General features: G+C 49.7%; 15 protein-coding genes. 13 read left to right on the top strand and 2 right to left on the bottom strand.

The features are described 5' to 3' along the window. The first annotated feature begins 14 nt into the window (after nucleotides 1–14). The 10 genes from fabB (at nucleotide 15) to purF (ending at nucleotide 14,065) form a co-directional block, all read left to right on the top strand. Nucleotides 15–1,229, top strand: coding sequence for a beta-ketoacyl-ACP synthase I (fabB, locus tag BZG81_RS03515; protein WP_021023107.1), 1,215 nt, complete (start codon nucleotides 15–17; stop codon nucleotides 1,227–1,229). A gap of 168 nt (nucleotides 1,230–1,397) precedes the next feature. Next, complete coding sequence (locus BZG81_RS03510) at nucleotides 1,398–2,552, top strand: 4-phosphoerythronate dehydrogenase (RefSeq protein WP_077676740.1); 1,155 nt, start codon at nucleotides 1,398–1,400, stop codon at nucleotides 2,550–2,552. Next, nucleotides 2,549–3,562, top strand: coding sequence for an aspartate-semialdehyde dehydrogenase (locus tag BZG81_RS03505; RefSeq protein WP_021023109.1), 1,014 nt, complete (start codon nucleotides 2,549–2,551; stop codon nucleotides 3,560–3,562). Before BZG81_RS03510 ends, BZG81_RS03505 begins: the two co-directional genes overlap by 4 nt. A gap of 280 nt (nucleotides 3,563–3,842) precedes the next feature. Continuing rightward, nucleotides 3,843–8,051 carry a FimV/HubP family polar landmark protein gene (locus BZG81_RS03500; protein WP_131826424.1) on the top strand — a complete coding sequence of 1,403 codons (4,209 nt, stop codon included), beginning with the start codon at nucleotides 3,843–3,845 and terminating at the stop codon, nucleotides 8,049–8,051. A gap of 137 nt (nucleotides 8,052–8,188) precedes the next feature. Continuing rightward, the gene (gene truA, locus BZG81_RS03495) at nucleotides 8,189–9,025 is read left to right on the top strand and encodes a tRNA pseudouridine(38-40) synthase TruA (RefSeq protein WP_077669323.1); all 837 of its coding nucleotides are present in this window, start codon (nucleotides 8,189–8,191) and stop codon (nucleotides 9,023–9,025) included. A gap of 116 nt (nucleotides 9,026–9,141) precedes the next feature. Continuing rightward, on the top strand, nucleotides 9,142–10,074 hold the full coding sequence (gene accD, locus BZG81_RS03490; RefSeq protein WP_077576274.1) for an acetyl-CoA carboxylase, carboxyltransferase subunit beta: 933 nt from the start codon (nucleotides 9,142–9,144) through the stop codon (nucleotides 10,072–10,074). 65 nt (nucleotides 10,075–10,139) lie between these two features. Next, nucleotides 10,140–11,390, top strand: coding sequence for a bifunctional tetrahydrofolate synthase/dihydrofolate synthase (gene folC / locus BZG81_RS03485; protein WP_077676738.1), 1,251 nt, complete (start codon nucleotides 10,140–10,142; stop codon nucleotides 11,388–11,390). Nucleotides 11,391–11,402: 12 nt separating this feature from the next. Then, nucleotides 11,403–11,960, top strand: coding sequence for an SPOR domain-containing protein (locus tag BZG81_RS03480; RefSeq protein ID WP_077669321.1), 558 nt, complete (start codon nucleotides 11,403–11,405; stop codon nucleotides 11,958–11,960). Between the two features lie 61 nt (nucleotides 11,961–12,021). Further along, on the top strand, nucleotides 12,022–12,519 hold the full coding sequence (locus BZG81_RS03475; protein WP_021022877.1) for a CvpA family protein: 498 nt from the start codon (nucleotides 12,022–12,024) through the stop codon (nucleotides 12,517–12,519). 31 nt (nucleotides 12,520–12,550) lie between these two features. Beyond that, nucleotides 12,551–14,065 carry an amidophosphoribosyltransferase gene (purF, locus tag BZG81_RS03470; protein ID WP_077576276.1) on the top strand — a complete coding sequence of 505 codons (1,515 nt, stop codon included), beginning with the start codon at nucleotides 12,551–12,553 and terminating at the stop codon, nucleotides 14,063–14,065. A 55-nt stretch (nucleotides 14,066–14,120) separates the two neighbouring features. Here purF and BZG81_RS03465 read toward each other — a convergent pair whose 3' ends face one another. After that, nucleotides 14,121–14,720, bottom strand: coding sequence for a Yip1 family protein (locus tag BZG81_RS03465; protein WP_077460340.1), 600 nt, complete (start codon nucleotides 14,718–14,720; stop codon nucleotides 14,121–14,123). Between the two features lie 508 nt (nucleotides 14,721–15,228). On the opposite strand from BZG81_RS03465, the gene BZG81_RS03460 reads away from it, so the two are divergent. The 3 genes from BZG81_RS03460 to BZG81_RS03450 all read left to right on the top strand — a co-directional run bounded on the left by BZG81_RS03460 (nucleotide 15,229) and on the right by BZG81_RS03450 (nucleotide 18,481). Then, on the top strand, nucleotides 15,229–16,284 hold the full coding sequence (locus tag BZG81_RS03460) for a response regulator (protein WP_077576277.1): 1,056 nt from the start codon (nucleotides 15,229–15,231) through the stop codon (nucleotides 16,282–16,284). Between the two features lie 160 nt (nucleotides 16,285–16,444). Continuing rightward, nucleotides 16,445–16,945, top strand: a complete 501-nt coding sequence (gene rfaH, locus BZG81_RS03455) for a transcription/translation regulatory transformer protein RfaH (protein WP_077646337.1) — start codon at nucleotides 16,445–16,447, stop codon at nucleotides 16,943–16,945. A 291-nt stretch (nucleotides 16,946–17,236) separates the two neighbouring features. Further along, on the top strand, nucleotides 17,237–18,481 hold the full coding sequence (locus BZG81_RS03450) for a response regulator (protein ID WP_077676750.1): 1,245 nt from the start codon (nucleotides 17,237–17,239) through the stop codon (nucleotides 18,479–18,481). Nucleotides 18,482–18,483: 2 nt separating this feature from the next. Here BZG81_RS03450 and folD read toward each other — a convergent pair whose 3' ends face one another. Next, entirely contained in the window at nucleotides 18,484–19,344 is an 861-nt protein-coding gene (gene folD / locus BZG81_RS03445; RefSeq protein ID WP_077460343.1) for a bifunctional methylenetetrahydrofolate dehydrogenase/methenyltetrahydrofolate cyclohydrolase FolD, read from the bottom strand. Nucleotides 19,345–19,499 lie beyond the last annotated feature (155 nt).

The raw sequence follows: 19,499 nt of genomic DNA, 5'->3' as shown, positions 1-19,499 counted from the left end.
TCTAGGAAAGAATCATGAAACGAGCTGTCATTACAGGCATGGGGATTGTTTCCAGTATTGGTAACAACGTCAAAGAAGTGCTGGAGTCGCTCAAAGCGGGGAAATCTGGCATTAACTTCTCTCAGCAGTTTGCAGATATGAAGCTGCGCAGCAACGTTTGGGGGGATCTCAAACTTAACCCAGCCGACCACATTGATCGTAAAAAAATGCGCTTTATGGGGGACGCGGCTGGCTTCGCCTATTTAGCCATGGAGCAGGCGATTGAAGACTCAGGCTTAGCCCCTGAGCAAGTTTCTAATCCGAGAACGGGCCTAGTTGCCGGTTCTGGGGGCGCATCATCGGTCAACCAAGTCACGGCGGTTGATACCTTACGCGAGAAAGGTGTAAAACGCGTCGGCCCTTATATGGTGCCACGTACTATGTCATCCACGGTCTCAGCGTGCTTGGCGACCCCGTTTCAAATTAAAGGGGTCAACTACACCATGAGCTCGGCCTGTGCGACATCGGCACACTGTATTGGCCATGCGCTTGAGCTGATTCAATTGGGTAAACAAGACGTCGTGTTTGCTGGTGGCGGCGAAGAGCTTGATTGGTCACTCACCATGATGTTTGACGCCATGGGCGCACTCTCAACCAAATACAATGATGATCCACAAAAAGCGTCACGTACCTATGATGCCGATCGCGATGGTTTCGTGATTTCTGGCGGCGGCGGTATGCTGGTGGTTGAAGAGCTTGAGCATGCGCTGGCGCGCGGTGCCACCATTTATGGTGAAATTGTCGGCTATGGGGCAACGTCTGACGGCTATGATATGGTCGCGCCATCCGGCGAAGGGGCGGTGCGCTGTATGAACATGGCGATGCAAGATGTTGATGGCGAGGTGGATTATATCAACACCCATGGYACGTCAACGCCAGTGGGTGATGTCAAAGAGCTTGGTGCCATCCAAGAAGTCTTTGGTGGTAAGAGCCCTGCTATTTCCGCGACCAAGTCGATGACAGGCCATGCACTCGGTGCTGCTGGGGCGCATGAAGCCATTTACTCGACGCTAATGCTGGCGCACGGCTTTGTCGCCCCGAGTATCAATGTTGATAACTTGGATCCGGCCGCTGATGGGCTAGATATTGTGACACAACCACGTGAGCAAGCACTCACTCGTGTTATGTCAAACAGCTTCGGATTTGGCGGAACGAACGCCACCTTGGTGATTGAAAAGTATCGCGGCTAATATCGCGCTTATTTTCAGGTTTTCAATGGACCCGGCCACGGCCGGGTTTTTTATTATTGGCCCGACGTGGGGGCATGCTTTTTGGCGGATGTTTTCTTGCAGGTAGGGCGATACAATGGGCGTTATTTTTCAGCGCTCGTACGCGACGTTAAAAACAGGATGCTGACCGTGAAAATAGTTGTAGATGAAAACATGCCCTACGCCCAGGCATTGTTTAGCCAATTAGGTGAAGTCGTTGCCTTACCTGGCCGGGCGATCGGTGCGGAAGATATCCAAGATGCCGACGCTTTGTTGGTGCGCAGTGTCACGCATGTTAACCACGCGTTGATTAAAGGTGCCAAGCAATTACGCTTTGTCGGCTCGGCTACCGCGGGAGAAGATCACCTTGATTTTGATGCACTGCAAGCACAAGGCGTATATGCCACGGCAGCGCCGGGCTGCAACAAAGTTGGGGTCGCGGAATATGTGATCAGTGCCTTATTGGTGTTGGCGCAACAGCAAGCATTTAAATTGACCGACCGAACCGTCGGTATTGTCGGTGTCGGTCACGTTGGGAGTTACTTAGCTGATCGTTTAGCTGCACTGGGCATTAAAACCTTGCTCTGCGATCCGCCGCGTCAGGCGCGTGAGAATCGCGCGGATATGGTGGATATTGATACGCTGATTGCACAATCGGATGTGGTGACCTTTCATACGCCTCTGACGTCGACTGGTGAGCACCCTACTCATCACTTGATGAATCACGCTCGTTTAAATGCACTCGTACCGGGAAGCATTTTGATTAATGCCGCACGCGGCCCGATTGTTGATAATCAAGCGCTTAAGACACGGCTGGCACGAGGCGATATGGATGCAGTTTTGGACGTGTATGAGCATGAGCCCGAGGTCGATCTTGCGTTGGTCGAACGGCTAACCTTTGCAACGCCACATATCGCTGGCTATGGATTGGAAGGAAAAGCGCGCGGTACCACCATGGTGTTTAATGCCTTATGCCAACATTTATCGTTACCACAGCGCGCTGACGCCGCCGATCTATTGCCGACAGCGCCCATTCCTTCTGTGCAACTAGCCGCGCCTTGGCAGCAGACTGATCTTATGGCGTTAACCCAACTTGTTTATGATATCCGTCGCGACGATAGTGATTTTCGCCGAGCGATGACACAAGCAGGGGAGAACAAACCGGCACAGCGTACAGCCTTTGACCAATTACGAAAAAATTACTGGGATCGACGTGAGTACAGTGCGATCACGGTAGCCGGACACGCTGATTTCGGGTTACAGTCGCTGGCTAAGCTGGGCTTTAGTATTGAGGAGCACGCATGACACAAGCATTTGATGTTGCGGTTTTGGGCGCAACAGGTGCGGTAGGCCGTACCATTATCGACATTTTAGAAGAGCGCGATTTTCCTATTGGCACTCTCCACCTGCTTGCCAGCGAGCGCAGTGCCGGTGAAACCATTACCTTCAAAGGCGAAAGTTTGCGTGTGCAAAACGTCGACACCTTTGATTGGACCCAAGTTCAAATTGGCTTGTTTTCGGCAGGCGCGCAAACCTCCGCACATTGGGCGCCTATTGCCGCAGAAGCAGGAGTGGTGGTGATCGATAATACCTCACAATTCCGCTATGATTTCGATGTGCCCTTGGTGGTACCGGAAGTTAATCCAGCCGCGATTGGTGATTTTCGTAACCGCAATATTATTGCAAATCCCAATTGCTCAACGATTCAGATGCTGGTCGCATTAAAACCCATTTACGATGCCGTGGGGATCGAACGTATTAACGTCTCTACCTATCAATCGGTGTCAGGATCTGGAAAGTCGGGTGTCGACGAACTCGCGGGCCAAACGGTGAAACTACTCAATAGCCAAGATGCCGAACCTTCGCTCTATAGCAAACAAATTGCTTTCAATTGCTTGCCTCAGATCGATCAATTTATGGATAACGGCTACACCAAAGAAGAAATGAAGATGGTGTGGGAAACGCAAAAGATTTTCGCTGATGAGATGATTGGGGTTAACCCTACTTGTGTGCGTGTGCCTGTTTTTTATGGCCATGCAGAAGCGGTGCATATCGAATGCCGTCAACCCATTGACGCAACAGAGGCGATGGCAATCCTTAGCCAGCACGAGCATATTGAAGTCTTTGAAGGCGAAGAGTATCCAACCCAAGTCAAAGAAGGGACGGGATCAGACAAGGTGCTTGTGGGACGGGTCCGTAACGACATTAGCCATCCAAATGGTTTAAACCTCTGGGTGGTTGCTGACAATGTGCGTAAGGGTGCCGCGACCAACACGGTTCAAATTGCTGAAGTCTTAGTGCGCGATTATCTTTAATCGACAGCGTGTGACGATGACAAGAGCGTGATGGTCCACGCATCACCATGTCAGTTTGATTGATACCCCATCCGTTGATGGGGTATTTTTTTAGGCATTAAATTTGCACAGATGACGATACGCGAAGTGTGGGCATGCTATCATCGAGGCAAAACTGAGGCAGAGCGCCCACAGTTTGATCGCACAACACACTTTTATATCATCAAACTACAGTTTTTCGCATGGCTTCCGATATAGTTAGATATTTAGTGAGGCCATTTCTGCCATAGGGAGTGCGGGTGTGTCCAACGCACAGCAAAGTGAACAGTCTTCTTCTCAAACGCGATTGACGATAATCTCGCACACAGTGAGGCGGCATCTTCTTGCCGTCGTGGGGTTATTGGCGATCAGTCTCGTCAGTGTGTCTACCTTACCGGTCGAGGCGGCCATTCGTATTCTGGGCCCGCAAGACGAAATGACGACTGAGTCGTCATCCGCACAACAACCGCCTACGGTGCAATCCGCGCAGCAATATGGCCCAACAGGTGCAAACGAAACCTTGTGGTCGATTGCGACGCAAATGCGTCCCAATACACAAGTCAGTGTTTACCAAACATTGGGCGCGATTTTCCGTCTCAATACCGACGCGTTTGCCAATAATAATATCCATCGCTTGCAGCCAGGTAGCACATTAGTGATGCCAACCTTGGAGCAAATCGAACGAGAAAGTACGCAAGATGTCGTAAATCGTCTTGAAATTGATGGCGCACGTAAGCAAGCACAAACGACGACACCATTGAGTGATCAAGTCACCCAGCCTGACGCTCAAGCATCAGAGCAAGTCGAACCCGAGCAAGCTGAACCAGAATCGCAACAAAGCGCCTCAGAAACAGAGCAGGCACAGGACGCTGACGCGAGTGAGCCTGAGACACCACAACCTGAAGTGGTAGAAACGTTGCAATCTCAGCTACAAAACTCAGATCAAGAAATGACCCGCTTGGTTGAGAGTAATCATGTGCTCAAAGTGCGCTTATCCGAAGTTCAGTACGAACTGAATGCGCTGAAAGAAAAAATGAGCAGTGATGACGAGTTGAATCAGGAAATACGTGCTTTCCTAGAACAACAACGTCAGCAGCAGGCGAAACAAGAGACGCAGCCTCCCTCTGCGGTCGACTCTTTATTGGATAATCCACTCCTGCTCGCCATGTTCGCGATCATTCCTGGCGCGTTAATTGCCGGTGGGGTTTTCTTCTTCTTGGCGCGTCGTAAGAAACAAAACGAAGAGCATGACGAGCCCGCCTCACTCGACCATGATGAGCTAGATGATATGCCGGTTATCATGGTGCCCGATCCTGAAGATGAGCAGGAAGGGGAGAGTCACCAAGATCAATCTGACGATGAGTTAGAGATCACTGAGGATGGTCGTAGTGATGAAGACGTGGCATTTGGTGATGACACGGTATTCGGTGATGACACGGACCTTGATGATCTCAATCTTGACGATGAACTGGACGACATGTCTGGTAACGAATCGAGCGTTGCGCCAACCAGTGACGATGCCATTGGACTCGAGGACATGGAGCGTGCGTTAGATGAATTGGCGGATACACCGCCTGCCGATACCGAAACGTCGACCGACAGCGAAAGTGAAACCGACGACGCAGCCCTCCCTGAAGAGGAAATGAGTGCAGACGAGGCGCTTGCAGCAGAGTGGGCGAAAGCGCTAGAAGAAGGTAACGACAGTGATGTAGATGACATTGATGCCTTACTCGCCGGGGAATCGGGTACTGAATCTACGTCGGAGGACCCCTCTGAGTCCACGCGTGAATCAGAAGCAGACGTAGAGAGTGATACTGAGGCGACATCGGATGATAACCCTGAATCAAGCGAAGCGTCGGAAGAGCAAGCACCGAATGATGCATTATTTGACTCAGCCCTTGCCGATGAGCCAGCGTTAGATCTCAGCCAAGAAATTGATTTATCAGATGATGACGACGAAGACAGCGTTTCGCTCGACAACACGACCGAGCTTCTTGATGAGCTTGTCGGTGATGATGATGACGATGATGATAGCTGGTTGAATGATCAAGATGATACGGAGACTGAGTTTGATGAAAGCAGTGATGCTTTACTGGATGAAGTATTAGACAACGATGATCCGCACCTTGAAGACTCTGACGCCTTGTTGGAGGAAGTGTTAGGTGACGACGACGAATCCGATCCACTTGCGGATGAAGATGATCCTGCACTGTGGGAAGAAGCTGAAGACAGCGATCCTAATGAAGCGGAACTCGAAAAACTGCTTTATGAATCAGAGGGTGAACCAGAGCCTGATCCTCGTAAGGCAGAACAGCCCGCAGAGCCCGAGACTGACGACGATGCACAGGGTGACACGGATGAAGCGCCAGCCGATGACACTGCAGAGCCCGAGGCCGAAGCTCAGGATGATACGGATGGAATGTCAGCCGAGGATACCGCGGAACCCGAGGCCGAGGCTCAGAACGATACAGATGAAGCACCCGTCGCCGACGAGTCGCCAGCAGACCAACAGCCGGAACAACCGGAACAAACGGCTGAGCCGGATGACACCGTCGAAGCTGACGCTCCGGACGATACAGATGAAGCACCCGTCGCCGACGAGTCGCTAGCAGACCAACAATCCGAACAAACGGCTGAATCGGATGACGCCGCTGAGGTTGAAGACACACCCGACGCTGAGCCTGAAGAGTCAGTCGATGACACTGCGGAATCCGAGACTGACGATGACGTACAGGATGACACGGACGAAGCGCCAGGCGAGGATACCGCTGAATCCGATGCAAAGGATGACGTGGACGAAGAGCCAATCGCGAATGATCAGCCAGTAGACGCTCAACCCGAAGAAACGGTTGAATCGGATGACGCCGCTGAGGTTGAAGACACACCCGACACTGCACCTGAAGAGTCAGTCGATGACACTGCAGAGCCCGAGACTGACGACGACGCACAGGATGACGTGGACGAAGAGCCAATCGCGAATGATCAGCCAGTAGACGCTCAACCCGAAGAAACGGTTGAATCGGATGACGCCGCTGAGGTTGAAGACACATCCGACACTGCACCTGAAGAGTCAGTCGATGACACTGCAGAGCCCGAGACTGACGACGACGCACAGGATGACGTGGACGAAGAGCCAGCCGATGACACTGCAGAGCCCGAGACTGAGGACGACGCCCAGGATGATACGGACGAAGCGCCAGCCGATGACACTGCAGAGCCCGATAYTGACGACGATGCACAGGACGACGCGGACGAAGCGCCAGCCGATGACACTGCAGAGCTCGATACTGACGACGATGCACAAGATGACGCGGACGAAGCGCCAGCCGATGACACTGCAGAGCTCGATACTGACGACGATGCACAAGATGACGCGGACGAAGCGCCAGCCGATGACACTGCAGAGCCCGATACTGACGACGATGCACAGGATGACGCGGATGAAGCGCCCGTCGCCAACGAGCAGCCTGATCAAGGCGAAAACCTCGATGATATTAAAGAGGAAGATTTACTCGATTTAACCAATCTGCCTGAATATGATGAAGAAGCCGCACTGGCAGATGCAGAACCGGTTGACGAAGAAGAACAAGCTGCACTTGATAGCGTGCCAGAGCCAGAGCCAGAGCCAGAGCCAGAGCCAGAGCCAGAGCCAGAGCCAGAGCCAGAGCCAGAGCCAGAGCCAGAGCCCACCTCAAAAGAGGAACGTGATTACACGTTTGATTCTCTGTCGTTAGACGATTTGGGTGAGTTTGATGAAAACGATGCGCTAGGGGCGGCACTCGATGAACAACGAGAGCTCGAGTCTTATCTCAATGAGCAGCAAGACAACGCGCCAACCTCTGAGGCGCCCGAGCGCGATACACTCAATATCAGTGATCTGGATGACGATGATCACCAGGTCGGTGGTCTGAATATGGAGGCCTTGCTATCGGAATCCGATGACGATGAGCCTCTCGATCTTTCCGCTTTATCCGACGAAGAAGCAGCGGTTTGGCAAGCCGATAATGAGCCAGAGCCAGAAGCCGAAAGTGAAGATTGGAGCCAACAACCCGCCATTGATCCGGCCTCGCTTGAAACCTTTGAACTGGAACAGGCCTTGGATGATGATCTGCTCGGTGAGGGTGATGCTGAAAGTGAGCTTATCGGCGAAGAGCAGGAAGATGACGACTACATTAGTATCGAAGAGCTTATGCGCGATGACGGCTCGACGCCAGATATTGATCCCGATAAGGCAGAGATGAACCTTGACGTAGGGTTGGATGAATTCCCTGATGTGTTAGAAGACATTAGTGCGATTGATGTTGATGGCGACACCGCCAGCACAGAGGCATCGACCAATCTCGACTTGGCGAAAGCTTACTTGGAAATGAATGATATGGATGGCGCGATTTCCTTATTAGAAAAAGTGATTCAGTCAGGCAATAAGGCCTTGCAGCAAGAGGCTCGGCAACTGCTTGAACAACTTAGGTAACACCACAATCAGGTAGCACAGGCTACCTGATTGCTTATTCGGCCTCAGAATAGACAGTCGATGTTAAGACCTGCAACAGGCCGGCTTTATGGGTATAATGCTGCGCCTTGTTGAGCAGTAACTAAAAAGGCACAGGCATGAGATTCGCGTTAGGCATTGAATATGACGGCGCCCAGTTTTACGGTTGGCAAAGGCAACGAGAAGTCACCAGTGTCCAAGAACACTTGGAAAAGGCCTTGTCGACCGTCGCTAATCACCCTGTGGCAGTACAATGTGCGGGGCGTACCGATTCGGGAGTCCACGGCACCGGACAGGTGGTGCATTTTGATAGCGATAGCCAACGGCCATTAAAAGCCTGGACGATGGGAGTGAATGCAAACTTGCTTGATGCGATTGCCGTACGTTGGGCCACGCCTGTTCCAGACGATTTTCATGCGCGATTCAGTGCGACAGCACGCCGCTATCGCTATGTGATATACAACCACTCTTTGCGCCCAGCGATACTGGGTAAAGGTGTCAGTCACTATCATAGCGAGTTGGATGAAACCTTAATGGCGCGAGCGGGTCAGTATTTACTAGGTGAGAATGATTTCTCGTCATTTCGTGCGGCACAATGTCAATCTCACTCGCCATGGCGGAATGTGATGCATTTATCTGTCACGCGTCAGGGGCGGTTTATCGTGATCGATATAAAAGCGAATGCCTTTGTGCATCACATGGTGCGCAATATCGCGGGCAGCCTCATGGCTGTCGGTCGTAAAGAACAGCCGCCAGAGTGGATCGCATGGCTACTGGCACAGAAAGATCGCACCTTGGCGGCCGCGACGGCCAAAGCGGAAGGTTTGTATTTGGTCGAGGTGGATTATCCGGATCAATATGGCTTACCACGCCCGCCGATAGGGCCTTTGTTTTTGCCCGATCAGGTGATGGAATCCGAGAGCATACTCGGCGCAAAGCGTACGGAGACAGAATAGGTAGTACCAGTTTTTTATCCCAAGTCTGGCAGACTTGTGATTTAATTCGGTCTAATTTGTTACGAATCCAAGATGGTTGTCTAATTGTGATAGCCATGACTAAGTAAAGGTTGTCCATGAGCTGGCTAGAGAAAATATTAACCAAAAGTAATATTGGTTCATCACGCAAGGCGTCGATCCCTGAAGGGGTTTGGACCAAGTGTACGTCGTGTGATCAAGTACTTTATCACGCTGATGTCGAACGTAATTTGGAAGTTTGTCCCAAGTGTGACCACCATATGCGTATGCCAGCACGCCGTCGTCTGGATGTTTTTTTGGATCCTGAAGGACGTGAAGAGATTGCCGGTGAACTGGAGCCTAAAGACGTATTAAAATTTCGTGATTCGAAAAAGTATAAAGATCGCCTGTCAGCCGCGCAAAAGTCCAGTGGGGAAAAAGATGCACTCGTGGTCATGAAAGGCAGTGTGCTAGACGTGCCCGTGATTGCTTGTGCGTTTGAATTTAAGTTCATGGGCGGTTCGATGGGCGCAGTCGTCGGCGCACGGTTTGTTAAAGCGGTCGAGCACGCGATCGAAAACCATTGTGGCCTGGTGTGTTTTTCGGCCAGTGGTGGGGCGCGCATGCAAGAAGCCTTGATGTCATTGATGCAAATGGCGAAAACCAGTGCGGCACTTGAGCGTTTATCGCGTCACAACTTGCCATTCATCTCGGTACTCACTGATCCAACTTACGGTGGAGTGACCGCGAGCTTTGCTATGCTCGGAGACATTAATGTCGCAGAACCAAAAGCGATTATCGGTTTTGCTGGCCGTCGCGTCATTGAGCAAACCGTACGCGAGAATCTGCCAGACGATTTCCAAACCAGTGAGTTCTTGCTTGAGCATGGTGCGATCGACATGATTGTTGATCGTCGTGAGATGCGCCAGCGTTTGGCGGGCCTATTGGCGAAGCTGGGTAACATTAAGTCGCCATTAGTCGTCGATGTTGAGCAAGATAAACCTCAACCTCCAGAAGAGCCTGAAGTGGCACCTTCCTCTCAAGAGCAATAATTGACCGTGTTCCATGGCGTTATCCTTGGTATCATTTGCCCATCATCGAGTAACTGACCAAGTCAATGTCTGAACTACAGCATCCAACAGCCACATCCTCAATGGATACGTGGCTGTCTTATCTAGAAAATATCCATACCAGTGCCATCGATCTTGGCCTTGAACGCGTCGCGGCAGTTGCGGAGCACGCCCAATTGACCAAGCCTGCGCCTAAAGTGATTACCGTTGCAGGGACCAATGGCAAGGGGACCACCTGCGCCTTATTAGAGGCAATATTACAGCACGCGGGTTACCGTACGGGGGTTTACAGCTCACCACATCTTATTCATTACAATGAGCGGGTCCGTATCAATGGCGACGTGCTGGCCGATAGTGAGCATACTCAAGCGTTTGAGGTAATTAATCAGGCACGTGGCCAAACCAGTCTGAGCTTTTTTGAATTTGGTACCTTAGCCGCGTTACAGCTATTTAAACAGCATGCGCTTGATGTCGTGATCCTCGAAGTGGGTCTCGGTGGCCGTTTAGATGCCACCAATGTGGTGGATCATGACGTATCAGTGATCACCAGTCTCGCGCTCGACCATTGTGATTGGCTGGGCAATGACATTAATCAGATTGGCTATGAAAAAGCAGGCATATTCCGGAAAGATAAACCGGCGATATGTGGTCAGCCTGCGCCACCTGCGAGTGTTGCCGCGCATGCTGATGCGATTGGCACGCAATTAAATCAGTTAGGTTATCAGTACCACTATGCCATGACAGGCGATACGTGGCGTTGGGCGGCCGGTGCTTTTGAACTGACAGAGCTACCTATTCCGGCTATTCCGCTACAAAATGCGGCAACGGCTTTAATGGCGCTGGGCGTCGCGGACCTCGACATTGCTGATACACACATTACCGAGGGATTAGCGTCTGTCGCGGTTACCGGTCGGATGCAAGTTATTGCTGACGCCCCTTATACGATGTTTGACGTCGCCCATAATCCGCATGCTGCCACTTACCTAGCAAAGAAACTCGCTGAGCAAAAAGCGAGATTGACAGGACGCGTGCATGCCGTGGTGGCGATGTTAGCAGACAAAGATATAGAGGGTACCTTAGCCTGTTTTGATGGCATTGTGGATTGCTGGTACCCCGCTTCTTTAGCCGTACCTCGTGGCGCGTCAGCCGATAAATTGCCGGTGGTGGCATCGATGCAATTCAGCTCACCGAGTGACGCCTATCAACATGCGTTGAGTCAGGCTGAACCTGAGCGAGACTGTGTGGTCGTATTTGGGTCGTTCCATACCGTTGGGCAGGTGATGGAAACGCTTAATTAAAACGGAGTCATTGTGGCCAGTAAGTTACAAAAAAGAGTGGTCGGCACCCTAGTATTAGTCTCTATCGGTGTGATAGTGCTACCTGATGTGCTCGATGGCAAAAAAGAGCATTACCAAGAAAACTATCAAAGCATCCCCCTGCGGGATGACTTTGATGGCACAGTGAGCCAAATGCCGGTTGAAGAACCCGAGGTGATTGAGGTGACAGCGCCCGATACCCAGGTAAACGATACGCGTTCAGCTGACACAAATGCGCAGGCTGAGACGGAAAAAAGTGACCCAACGCCCACGGCATCAAGTACAGCGTCAGTCAACGACGGAGACAGCGCATGGATGATCCGTTTGGGGACCTTCCGTAACCAAGAGAATGCCAGTCGCTTGGTTAAGCAATTACGTGACAAAGGATATCAAGCACATATCTTACCCAGAGACATTCAACCCGGTGACTTAGCGAAAGTGGTCGTCGGGCCACATGTTTCTAAAACCACACTCGAATCGCAACTGACTGATCTGCAATCGCTGACAGGATTGAAAGGACAGTTGCGCAAATTTGACCCACTTACCCAATAAGAAAACGTTTGCGTGAGCATTTTTTCTGTTAGAATGCGCACGTCTCGAGCAAGTGAATACGATGAATTGGATTGATTATCTTATTATTGGCGTCATTGGTTTTTCGGCGTTAGTGAGCGTGATTCGAGGCTTTGTAAAAGAAGCCTTGTCATTAGTGATTTGGTTTGGGGCATTTTTTATTGCCAGCCAATTCTACACGCAGCTAGCGGTGTATTTGACCAATATCCAAGATGCGGTTATCCGTAATGGTAGTGCCATCGCCTTGTTGTTTATTGCCACCTTATTGGTCGGCGCAGTAGTCAATTATGTGATTGCCCAGTTAGTAGAAAAAACGGGATTGTCTGGCACGGATAGAGTGCTTGGTATGGTGTTTGGCAGTGTGCGCGGCGTGTTAATCATCGCGGCGGTGCTTTTCTTTCTCGATGCCTTTACATCGGTCGCCAACAACCAAGCGTGGGGACAATCGCAACTTATTCCTAACTTTGCGGTAGTGATCGAATGGTTCTTCCACTATCTCGAGAACAGTTCCAGTTTCTTACCTGAGATCGCAGGATCTTAGGCTGATATTCGCGTAACAAGGAATCGCTGACATGTGTGGTATTGTTGGAATCGTTGGTAACACTCCGGTCAATCAGTCCATTTACGATGCACTGACTGTGCTTCAACATCGAGGACAAGATGCAGCCGGCATTGTCACTATCGATGACAATCGTTTCCGGCTTCGAAAAGCCAATGGGTTAGTCCAGGATGTGTTCCAACTGAAGCATATGCAGCGCTTGCAAGGCCAGGTTGGAATAGGGCATGTAAGGTATCCAACAGCGGGCAGCTCTAGTGCATCAGAAGCACAGCCTTTCTATGTCAACTCGCCGTATGGGATTACTCTCGCCCACAATGGTAACTTGACCAATGCTGAGGCGTTGCGCCAATCTTTATTTGAAAAAGATCGTCGTCACCTTAATACAACGTCTGACTCTGAAATTCTCCTCAATGTCCTTGCCCATCAACTGTCGACTGCGACTTCTCATCCTCTTACTGTTGATGATATGTTTACCGCGGTGAAAGCGGTCCATCGACAAGTCTCCGGCGCTTATGCCGTTGTGGCAATGGTGATTGGGCATGGCGTTATCGCTTTTCGTGATCCTAAAGGCATTCGCCCGCTTTGTTTAGGGAAGCGCGATACGCAAACAGGTACCGAGTATATGGTTGCGTCTGAAACCGTTGCATTGGATGCCGTGGGTTTCGATTTCGTGCGTGATGTCTCACCCGGAGAGGCGGTTTATATCACCTTAGAGGGACAACTTCATACCTGTCAGTGTGCGGACTCACCGAGTCTTAACCCTTGCATCTTTGAGTTCGTTTACTTTTCTCGTCCCGACTCATTTATCGATAAAGTGTCTGTTTATGGGGCCCGTATTCGTATGGGTCAAAAGCTTGGCGCTAAAATTCAGCGCGAGTGGGAAGACGTGGATATTGATGTCGTCATTCCTATCCCTGAGACATCTTGTGATATCGCGTTAGAAATTGCGCAAGTGCTAGGTAAACCCTACCGCCAAGGCTTTGTTAAAAATCGCTATGTAGGTCGTACGTTTATTATGCCGGGGCAGCAGATGCGTCGAAAATCCGTACGTCGTAAACTCAATGCCATCCGTTCAGAGTTTAAAGACAAGCGCGTACTCTTGGTCGATGATTCGATCGTGCGAGGCACAACCTCAGAGCAGATCATCGAGATGGCACGTGAAGCAGGCGCCAAAGAAGTTTATATGGCCTCCGCGGCCCCCGAAGTGCGCTTCCCCAATGTCTATGGCATTGATATGCCGAGCGCCAACGAGTTGATTGCTCATGGTCGCGAAGTGGATGAAATTGGCCAATTAATTGGTGCCGATGGCTTGGTTTATCAAGATCTGCCTGATCTCGTCGCCGCTGTTGGTGAGGCCAACCCAGCGATTGAGCGCTTCGAAACATCGGTGTTTAGTGGCGAATATGTCACCCAAGATGTGGATCAGGCGTACCTCGAGTATTTACAAAGCTTACGTAGTGATGATGCTAAAACTGTACGAGAGCAGCAACAAGAGCTTGCGAACTTAGAGATACATAACGAAGATTAAATAAATACGCCGCGAGATTATCGCGGCGTATTTGTCTTTTTAGCGAGAGAAGGTCTTAGTGTGTGAAAACAGGCCCCATGCCGACATTCCACAGAATCACGGAGGCGGCAAGGATAGCGACCAACAGGACTAAGCCGCAGGTGACGACGGAGCTTGCATAAATAAAACCGCGCTCTTCAGGGATCTCCATGAGTATCGGCACGCCGGTATACAGCAGATAAACGGAATAAGCGACACCGATCAAGCCGACAATCATGACAAACCATACCACCGGATAGAGCGTTGCAAGCCCGACCATAAAAATCGGCGTCGCCGTGTAAGCGGCCAGCTCAAGGCATTGCGTATAGTTAGGCGCAGAGCCAAATGTTCGACTCATCCACAAGGTTAGGTAGGCAAGGGCAGCAACCCCACCGAGTAACGCTAAATACATAGCACTGGCAATAAAAAGCGCGCTTTGTGGCGTCATGAAAATGGGCTCTCCCGCGCCGATTTGCCAGCCGATATTGACACTCGCGTAGTAGGCACACACAGGTGGGATCAACGCTAACAATAGCGCATGTCCGATGCTACTTGAAACGCCCTCGTGTCGTTCGCCAATTGTTTTCCATTCTTTTTTGGGATGGGTATATAACCCGACTAAGTGACCTAAAATCATAGTAACCCCGCTCGTTATTCCCTAAATATAAACAAAGGTGCAATGGTCGGCGCACGACAGCTGGGTAACGGCTAGCTCGGCTGTGCGAAGACAGATGCCCAAATCTTCTTTCCTTACCTAACGAATAGCTCTTGACATCATAATTGGCAAGTTTTGTGCGCTATAACAACCTTCCTCACGAGGCAAAGGGCGAAGTCGCTCGGAAATAAAGCGAGGAAAATATGCATTATGTGATGATTGTCATGTATTAATTATTGAACATCTCACTTTTAATACAGAGTGGCGTACTCTGGAGTGTTGCTGATTTTTAAGTGTTTTTTATCGTACTCCTTGTTGTACGTTAAGATGCATGTGAGTTTATATTGATAAAATTGTTATTTTAAACAGCTGTTTATTGTTCGCTATCAAATTAAATATCATAAGCAGGCACGGGGTGTCTGAGTTCAGCTACGATTAGTACAGAGCGATTTAAAACAGCCGCTGCTTTGCAGTCAGGGAGGAGAGCGTCGTGTTGCACAGTAAAGATATTTTAATTGTTGAAGATGATCCCGTCTTTAGTCGAATGATTGCCTCGTTTCTTGAAAGAGAAGGTGCGACGGTCCGTGAAGTAGAAAATGGGCTAGAAGGGCTACAAGCATTGAGGCAATCCATCCCTGATTTACTGATCAGCGATCTTTCCATGCCGGTCATGACGGGGCTTGAGTTCGTTGAGGAAGTGAGCCTCGAATACCCGATGCTGCCCATGATTGTGATTTCAGGTACCGGAGGCATGGCCGACGTTGCCCAGGCGCTTCGCTTTGGAGTAAAGGATTTTTTACTCAAGCCCATTGAAGACATCAAATCGGTTAAAAAAGCCATTGAAGCGGTGATTGATGATGCCAACGATGATGTGCATGCCAGTGATGACTTTAGTCAACAGTGGTTTAAAGTGAGTGAAGATGCGGACAAAGGCGCCTCAGAAAGCGAACTAAAATGGCACCTTGATGCGCTACGTCATAATCCTGGCAGTGCGCGAGAGTTGCTGATGGGGTTGATGCCTGATCCAGACTCACAACAAGGCGCGTGGCGTTTGTCATATCACTCGCTGCAATCGGCAGACGCCAACCCTATTGTGCTCGATTATGCTTGGCTGCTCGGCGGGAAAATGGCGTTCTATGTAGTTGACTCAGCGTCAGCTGAAGAAGATGGGACGGCAACGACTTTGATGATTCGGGCCTTTTTTAATGATTTTGTCCGCTCAAGTGATGTGAATGAACGCGGATTCCTGACGCTGGTAAAACGGATTGAAGATGCGATTCGTGCATCGGCTTATACATCACCGGTCCGTGCCATGTTTGGTGTCTTAAACATGGTTGATAGCCAACTTGATATTCTGCCAGCAGGTTTAAAAGCCACGATTGATAGTAGCGGAACCACGAAATTAGTTCGTAGTGAGCATTGGCTAGGTCGCGATGCCTTTAGCAGTGAATTCCAAACTGTGGATATGCAATCAGGCGATGCGCGTGTGTCTTTAAACGAAGTCGGCCTGAATAGCTTTAGCGTTGATATTCAAAAGATTGCCTAATATAGGCCATCAATGATTGTGGTGTCCCGTCATCTCCATATCACCAGTTCAAGCGATGCACGTCCCGCTCTGCTTGCTGGTGATGATTTACATCCGTATACTCACGTCGCTCTGGATGGGTTGTTACCTTACCTTCGATAGATATCAGGGACAGATCGGCATGAAACATTGGTATTTACTTTATTGTAAACGCACGGAACAACAACGTGCGGAACAAAACTTGAAGCGGCAAGGCGTGGACTGTTACTACCCGATAGTCACAGTCGAAAAGTTGCGTCGAGGCAAATACCGGCAAGTTGAAGAACCGCTCTTTCCGAATTACATCTTTGCTTGTTTTGATCCTGAATCGGTTCAATACACGTCTGTTCGCTCTACACGTGGCGTTGTTGATTTTGTTCGCCAAGGTGCGAAGCCGATCCACGTCGATATTCAATTAATTCAACACTTGATGATGATGGAAGACAGTGATGAGCAACGAGAATTACTGTATCAAGGCTTCAAGCCTGGTCAAAAAGTAACCGTTGAGAGTGGCCAATTTGCCGGTGCTGAAGCGATTTTTAAAGAAAAAGACGGCGAAAAACGCTGTATCCTTTTAATCAAAATACTCAACCAACAAACAGAATTACGGATCAATAACTCAGATATAAAAGCGTCATGCTAAGCGACTTACGCGTATTACGGCTATAATCAATAAATAGTTAGCGAAAACAAGAAAACACCTAGTGGACTTAGCTGAGAGAACTATCGAACTGGTGGAGAAAAAAAGACAATTTTTCTGATCTCTAGGCATAGAAGTAAGGGTTAGCGTTATATTTTTAGGATATCTGTCTCAGTGGTGAGACTTTTACGCAACTTTGAGCTTTTCGGTGATATCCCCGTTTATCCTACAGTGCTGTCCGACTCTGGTGTGTGTCAGTTGCGCAAAATTTACTTTAAACGTGGTGCTTTGATCATGGAACATAAAGTCTTGGTCGTGGAAGATAGCCGACCTTTTAGGCGGTTACTCGAAGCTGAGATCCGGAAGGCCGGCTACATTCCCTACATTGCCAGCTCAATTGCTCAAGCGGAGACGATTCTTAATCAAGATACTGACTTCCTGTGTGCCATCCTAGACTATTGTCTGCCGGATGGCCAAGATGGCGAAATCATTGATGTTTGTCTCTCCCTTGATATTAAGGTAATAGTACTCACCGCTATGATGGATGCTCGCACCCGTGAACGTGTGTTGGCAAAAACCGTGATCGACTATATTCCCAAAGACAGCCCATCTTGTGTTTCTTCGATCGCGCCTTTGTTAAGTCGATTGGAAAAGAATAATCAGCATCATGTGTTAGTAGTTGATGACTCCCTTACGGCTCGTCGTTATGTGCGTAGCTTGCTAGAGCGACAGTACTTAAATGTACTCGAAGCGCAAAACGGCCAAGAGGCGTTGGCGATGATTAGGCGTGATAATCGGATTTCATTAGTAATCACAGACTATACGATGCCTGAAATGGACGGTGTCAGTGTTGTCAAAGCATTACGTAAACTGAAAACCGATGGCCAGTTAGCAATTATAGGCTTATCTGGTGAAGAAGATGCAAGTTTGACCGCGCGGTTTTTAAAAGCAGGTGCGAACGACTTTTTGACCAAGCCATTCAATCAAGAAGAGTTTTATTGCCGCCTACACAGTACGCTCAACGCGCTGGACACTGAACGTCGTTTGTTCAACATGGCGAATATTGACTATCTAACGCAGGTATGGAATCGGCGGTATTTTTTCGAGCATCCCCATACACGATCTCAGAAAGGACCTCGCAACTTGGCCTTGATTGATGTAGACCACTTTAAAAAAATCAATGATCAGTTCGGCCATCACATTGGTGATATTGCATTAATCGAGTTAGCCAAAATGATGAAACGATATTTCCCTGAAGGCATAGTCGCACGTTTTGGCGGCGAGGAATTTTGTGTTCTCTATGGCAATGATGAGCAAGGGTTTGAGCGACGGCTTGAAGCGATGCGTGAAGAATTGGCTAATACGACATGGGAACCTTATGATAAGGCGTTTTCTATCACCATTAGTATTGGTATGGTGCATGCAGATGCTAGTATCGATACGCTTATACAGCGTGCCGATAGGTCGTTGTATCAGGCCAAAAAAGATGGGCGAAATCAATGTGTGAAAGCTAATCAAATTGACTTCGCCACCTTGTGATGCTAGCCAACGTCGTGATACTGCTCGCACGCCATGAGTGTGTTTTCAATCAAGGTGGCGACTGTCATAGGGCCGACCCCGCCAGGTACAGGGGTGATATGACTGGCTCTTTCATACGCGACATCGTACTCAATATCCCCGATTAATTTACCGTCATCCATGCGGTTGATGCCCACATCAATCACGATTGCCCCGGGTTTTATCCAATCGCCAGGGATGAACTTAGGTTTACCGACCGCAACCACGAGCACATCGGCTTGTCGAACATGCGTTTCTAAATCTTGGGTAAATCGATGGCAGGTGGTGGTGGTGCAGCCGGCGAGCAACAGCTCCAACGTCATCGGGCGACCGACAATATTGGATGCTCCCACAACCACAGCATGTTTACCACGTAGCGGTACATTATAACGATCGAGAAGAGTAATAATTCCTTTCGGCGTGCACGAGCGTAGTGTCGGCATACGTTGGCACAAGCGGCCCACATTAAAAGGATGAAAACCATCTACATCTTTATCTGGGCGGATTCGTTCCAATACGGACGTGGCATCAATCCCCGCCGGCAACGGCAGTTGAACGAGAATACCATCAATGCAGTCATCGTCATTCAAAGTGTCAATCAACGAGAGGAGCTCATGCTGTGAGCAAGAGGCTGGGAGGTCATAGGAGCGTGATACAAATCCGACTTCGTCACAGACTCGGCGTTTACTCCCCACGTAAACTTGTGATGCAGGGTCCGATCCGACCAAAATAACGGCTAAACCAGGTGCGCGGCGACCTGCCTCTGTGCGGGCGGCGACGCGTGCAGCGACCTCACGACGCACCGTTTGCGCGATCAGCTTTCCATCAATCAATTGTGCGGCCATAACTATCCTTTGGCTAAAGCAATATTCGTCAGTATTGTGACAAAAATCGTGGCTAAAAGCTATTGCGCAAACGTTTGCCTTGGCTTTGATAACGGAATATTCCAGATATCCTATTGAGAGAGAATATCGCGTCATTGTCTAGCCCTTCGCGTCAT

It is taken from the genome of Salinivibrio sp. MA607 (genome assembly GCF_001996245.1).
Lineage (GTDB): Bacteria > Pseudomonadota > Gammaproteobacteria > Enterobacterales > Vibrionaceae > Salinivibrio > Salinivibrio costicola.
The sequence above is the reverse complement of the archived record's forward strand: the minus strand, read 5'-3'. Positions and strand labels throughout refer to the sequence as shown.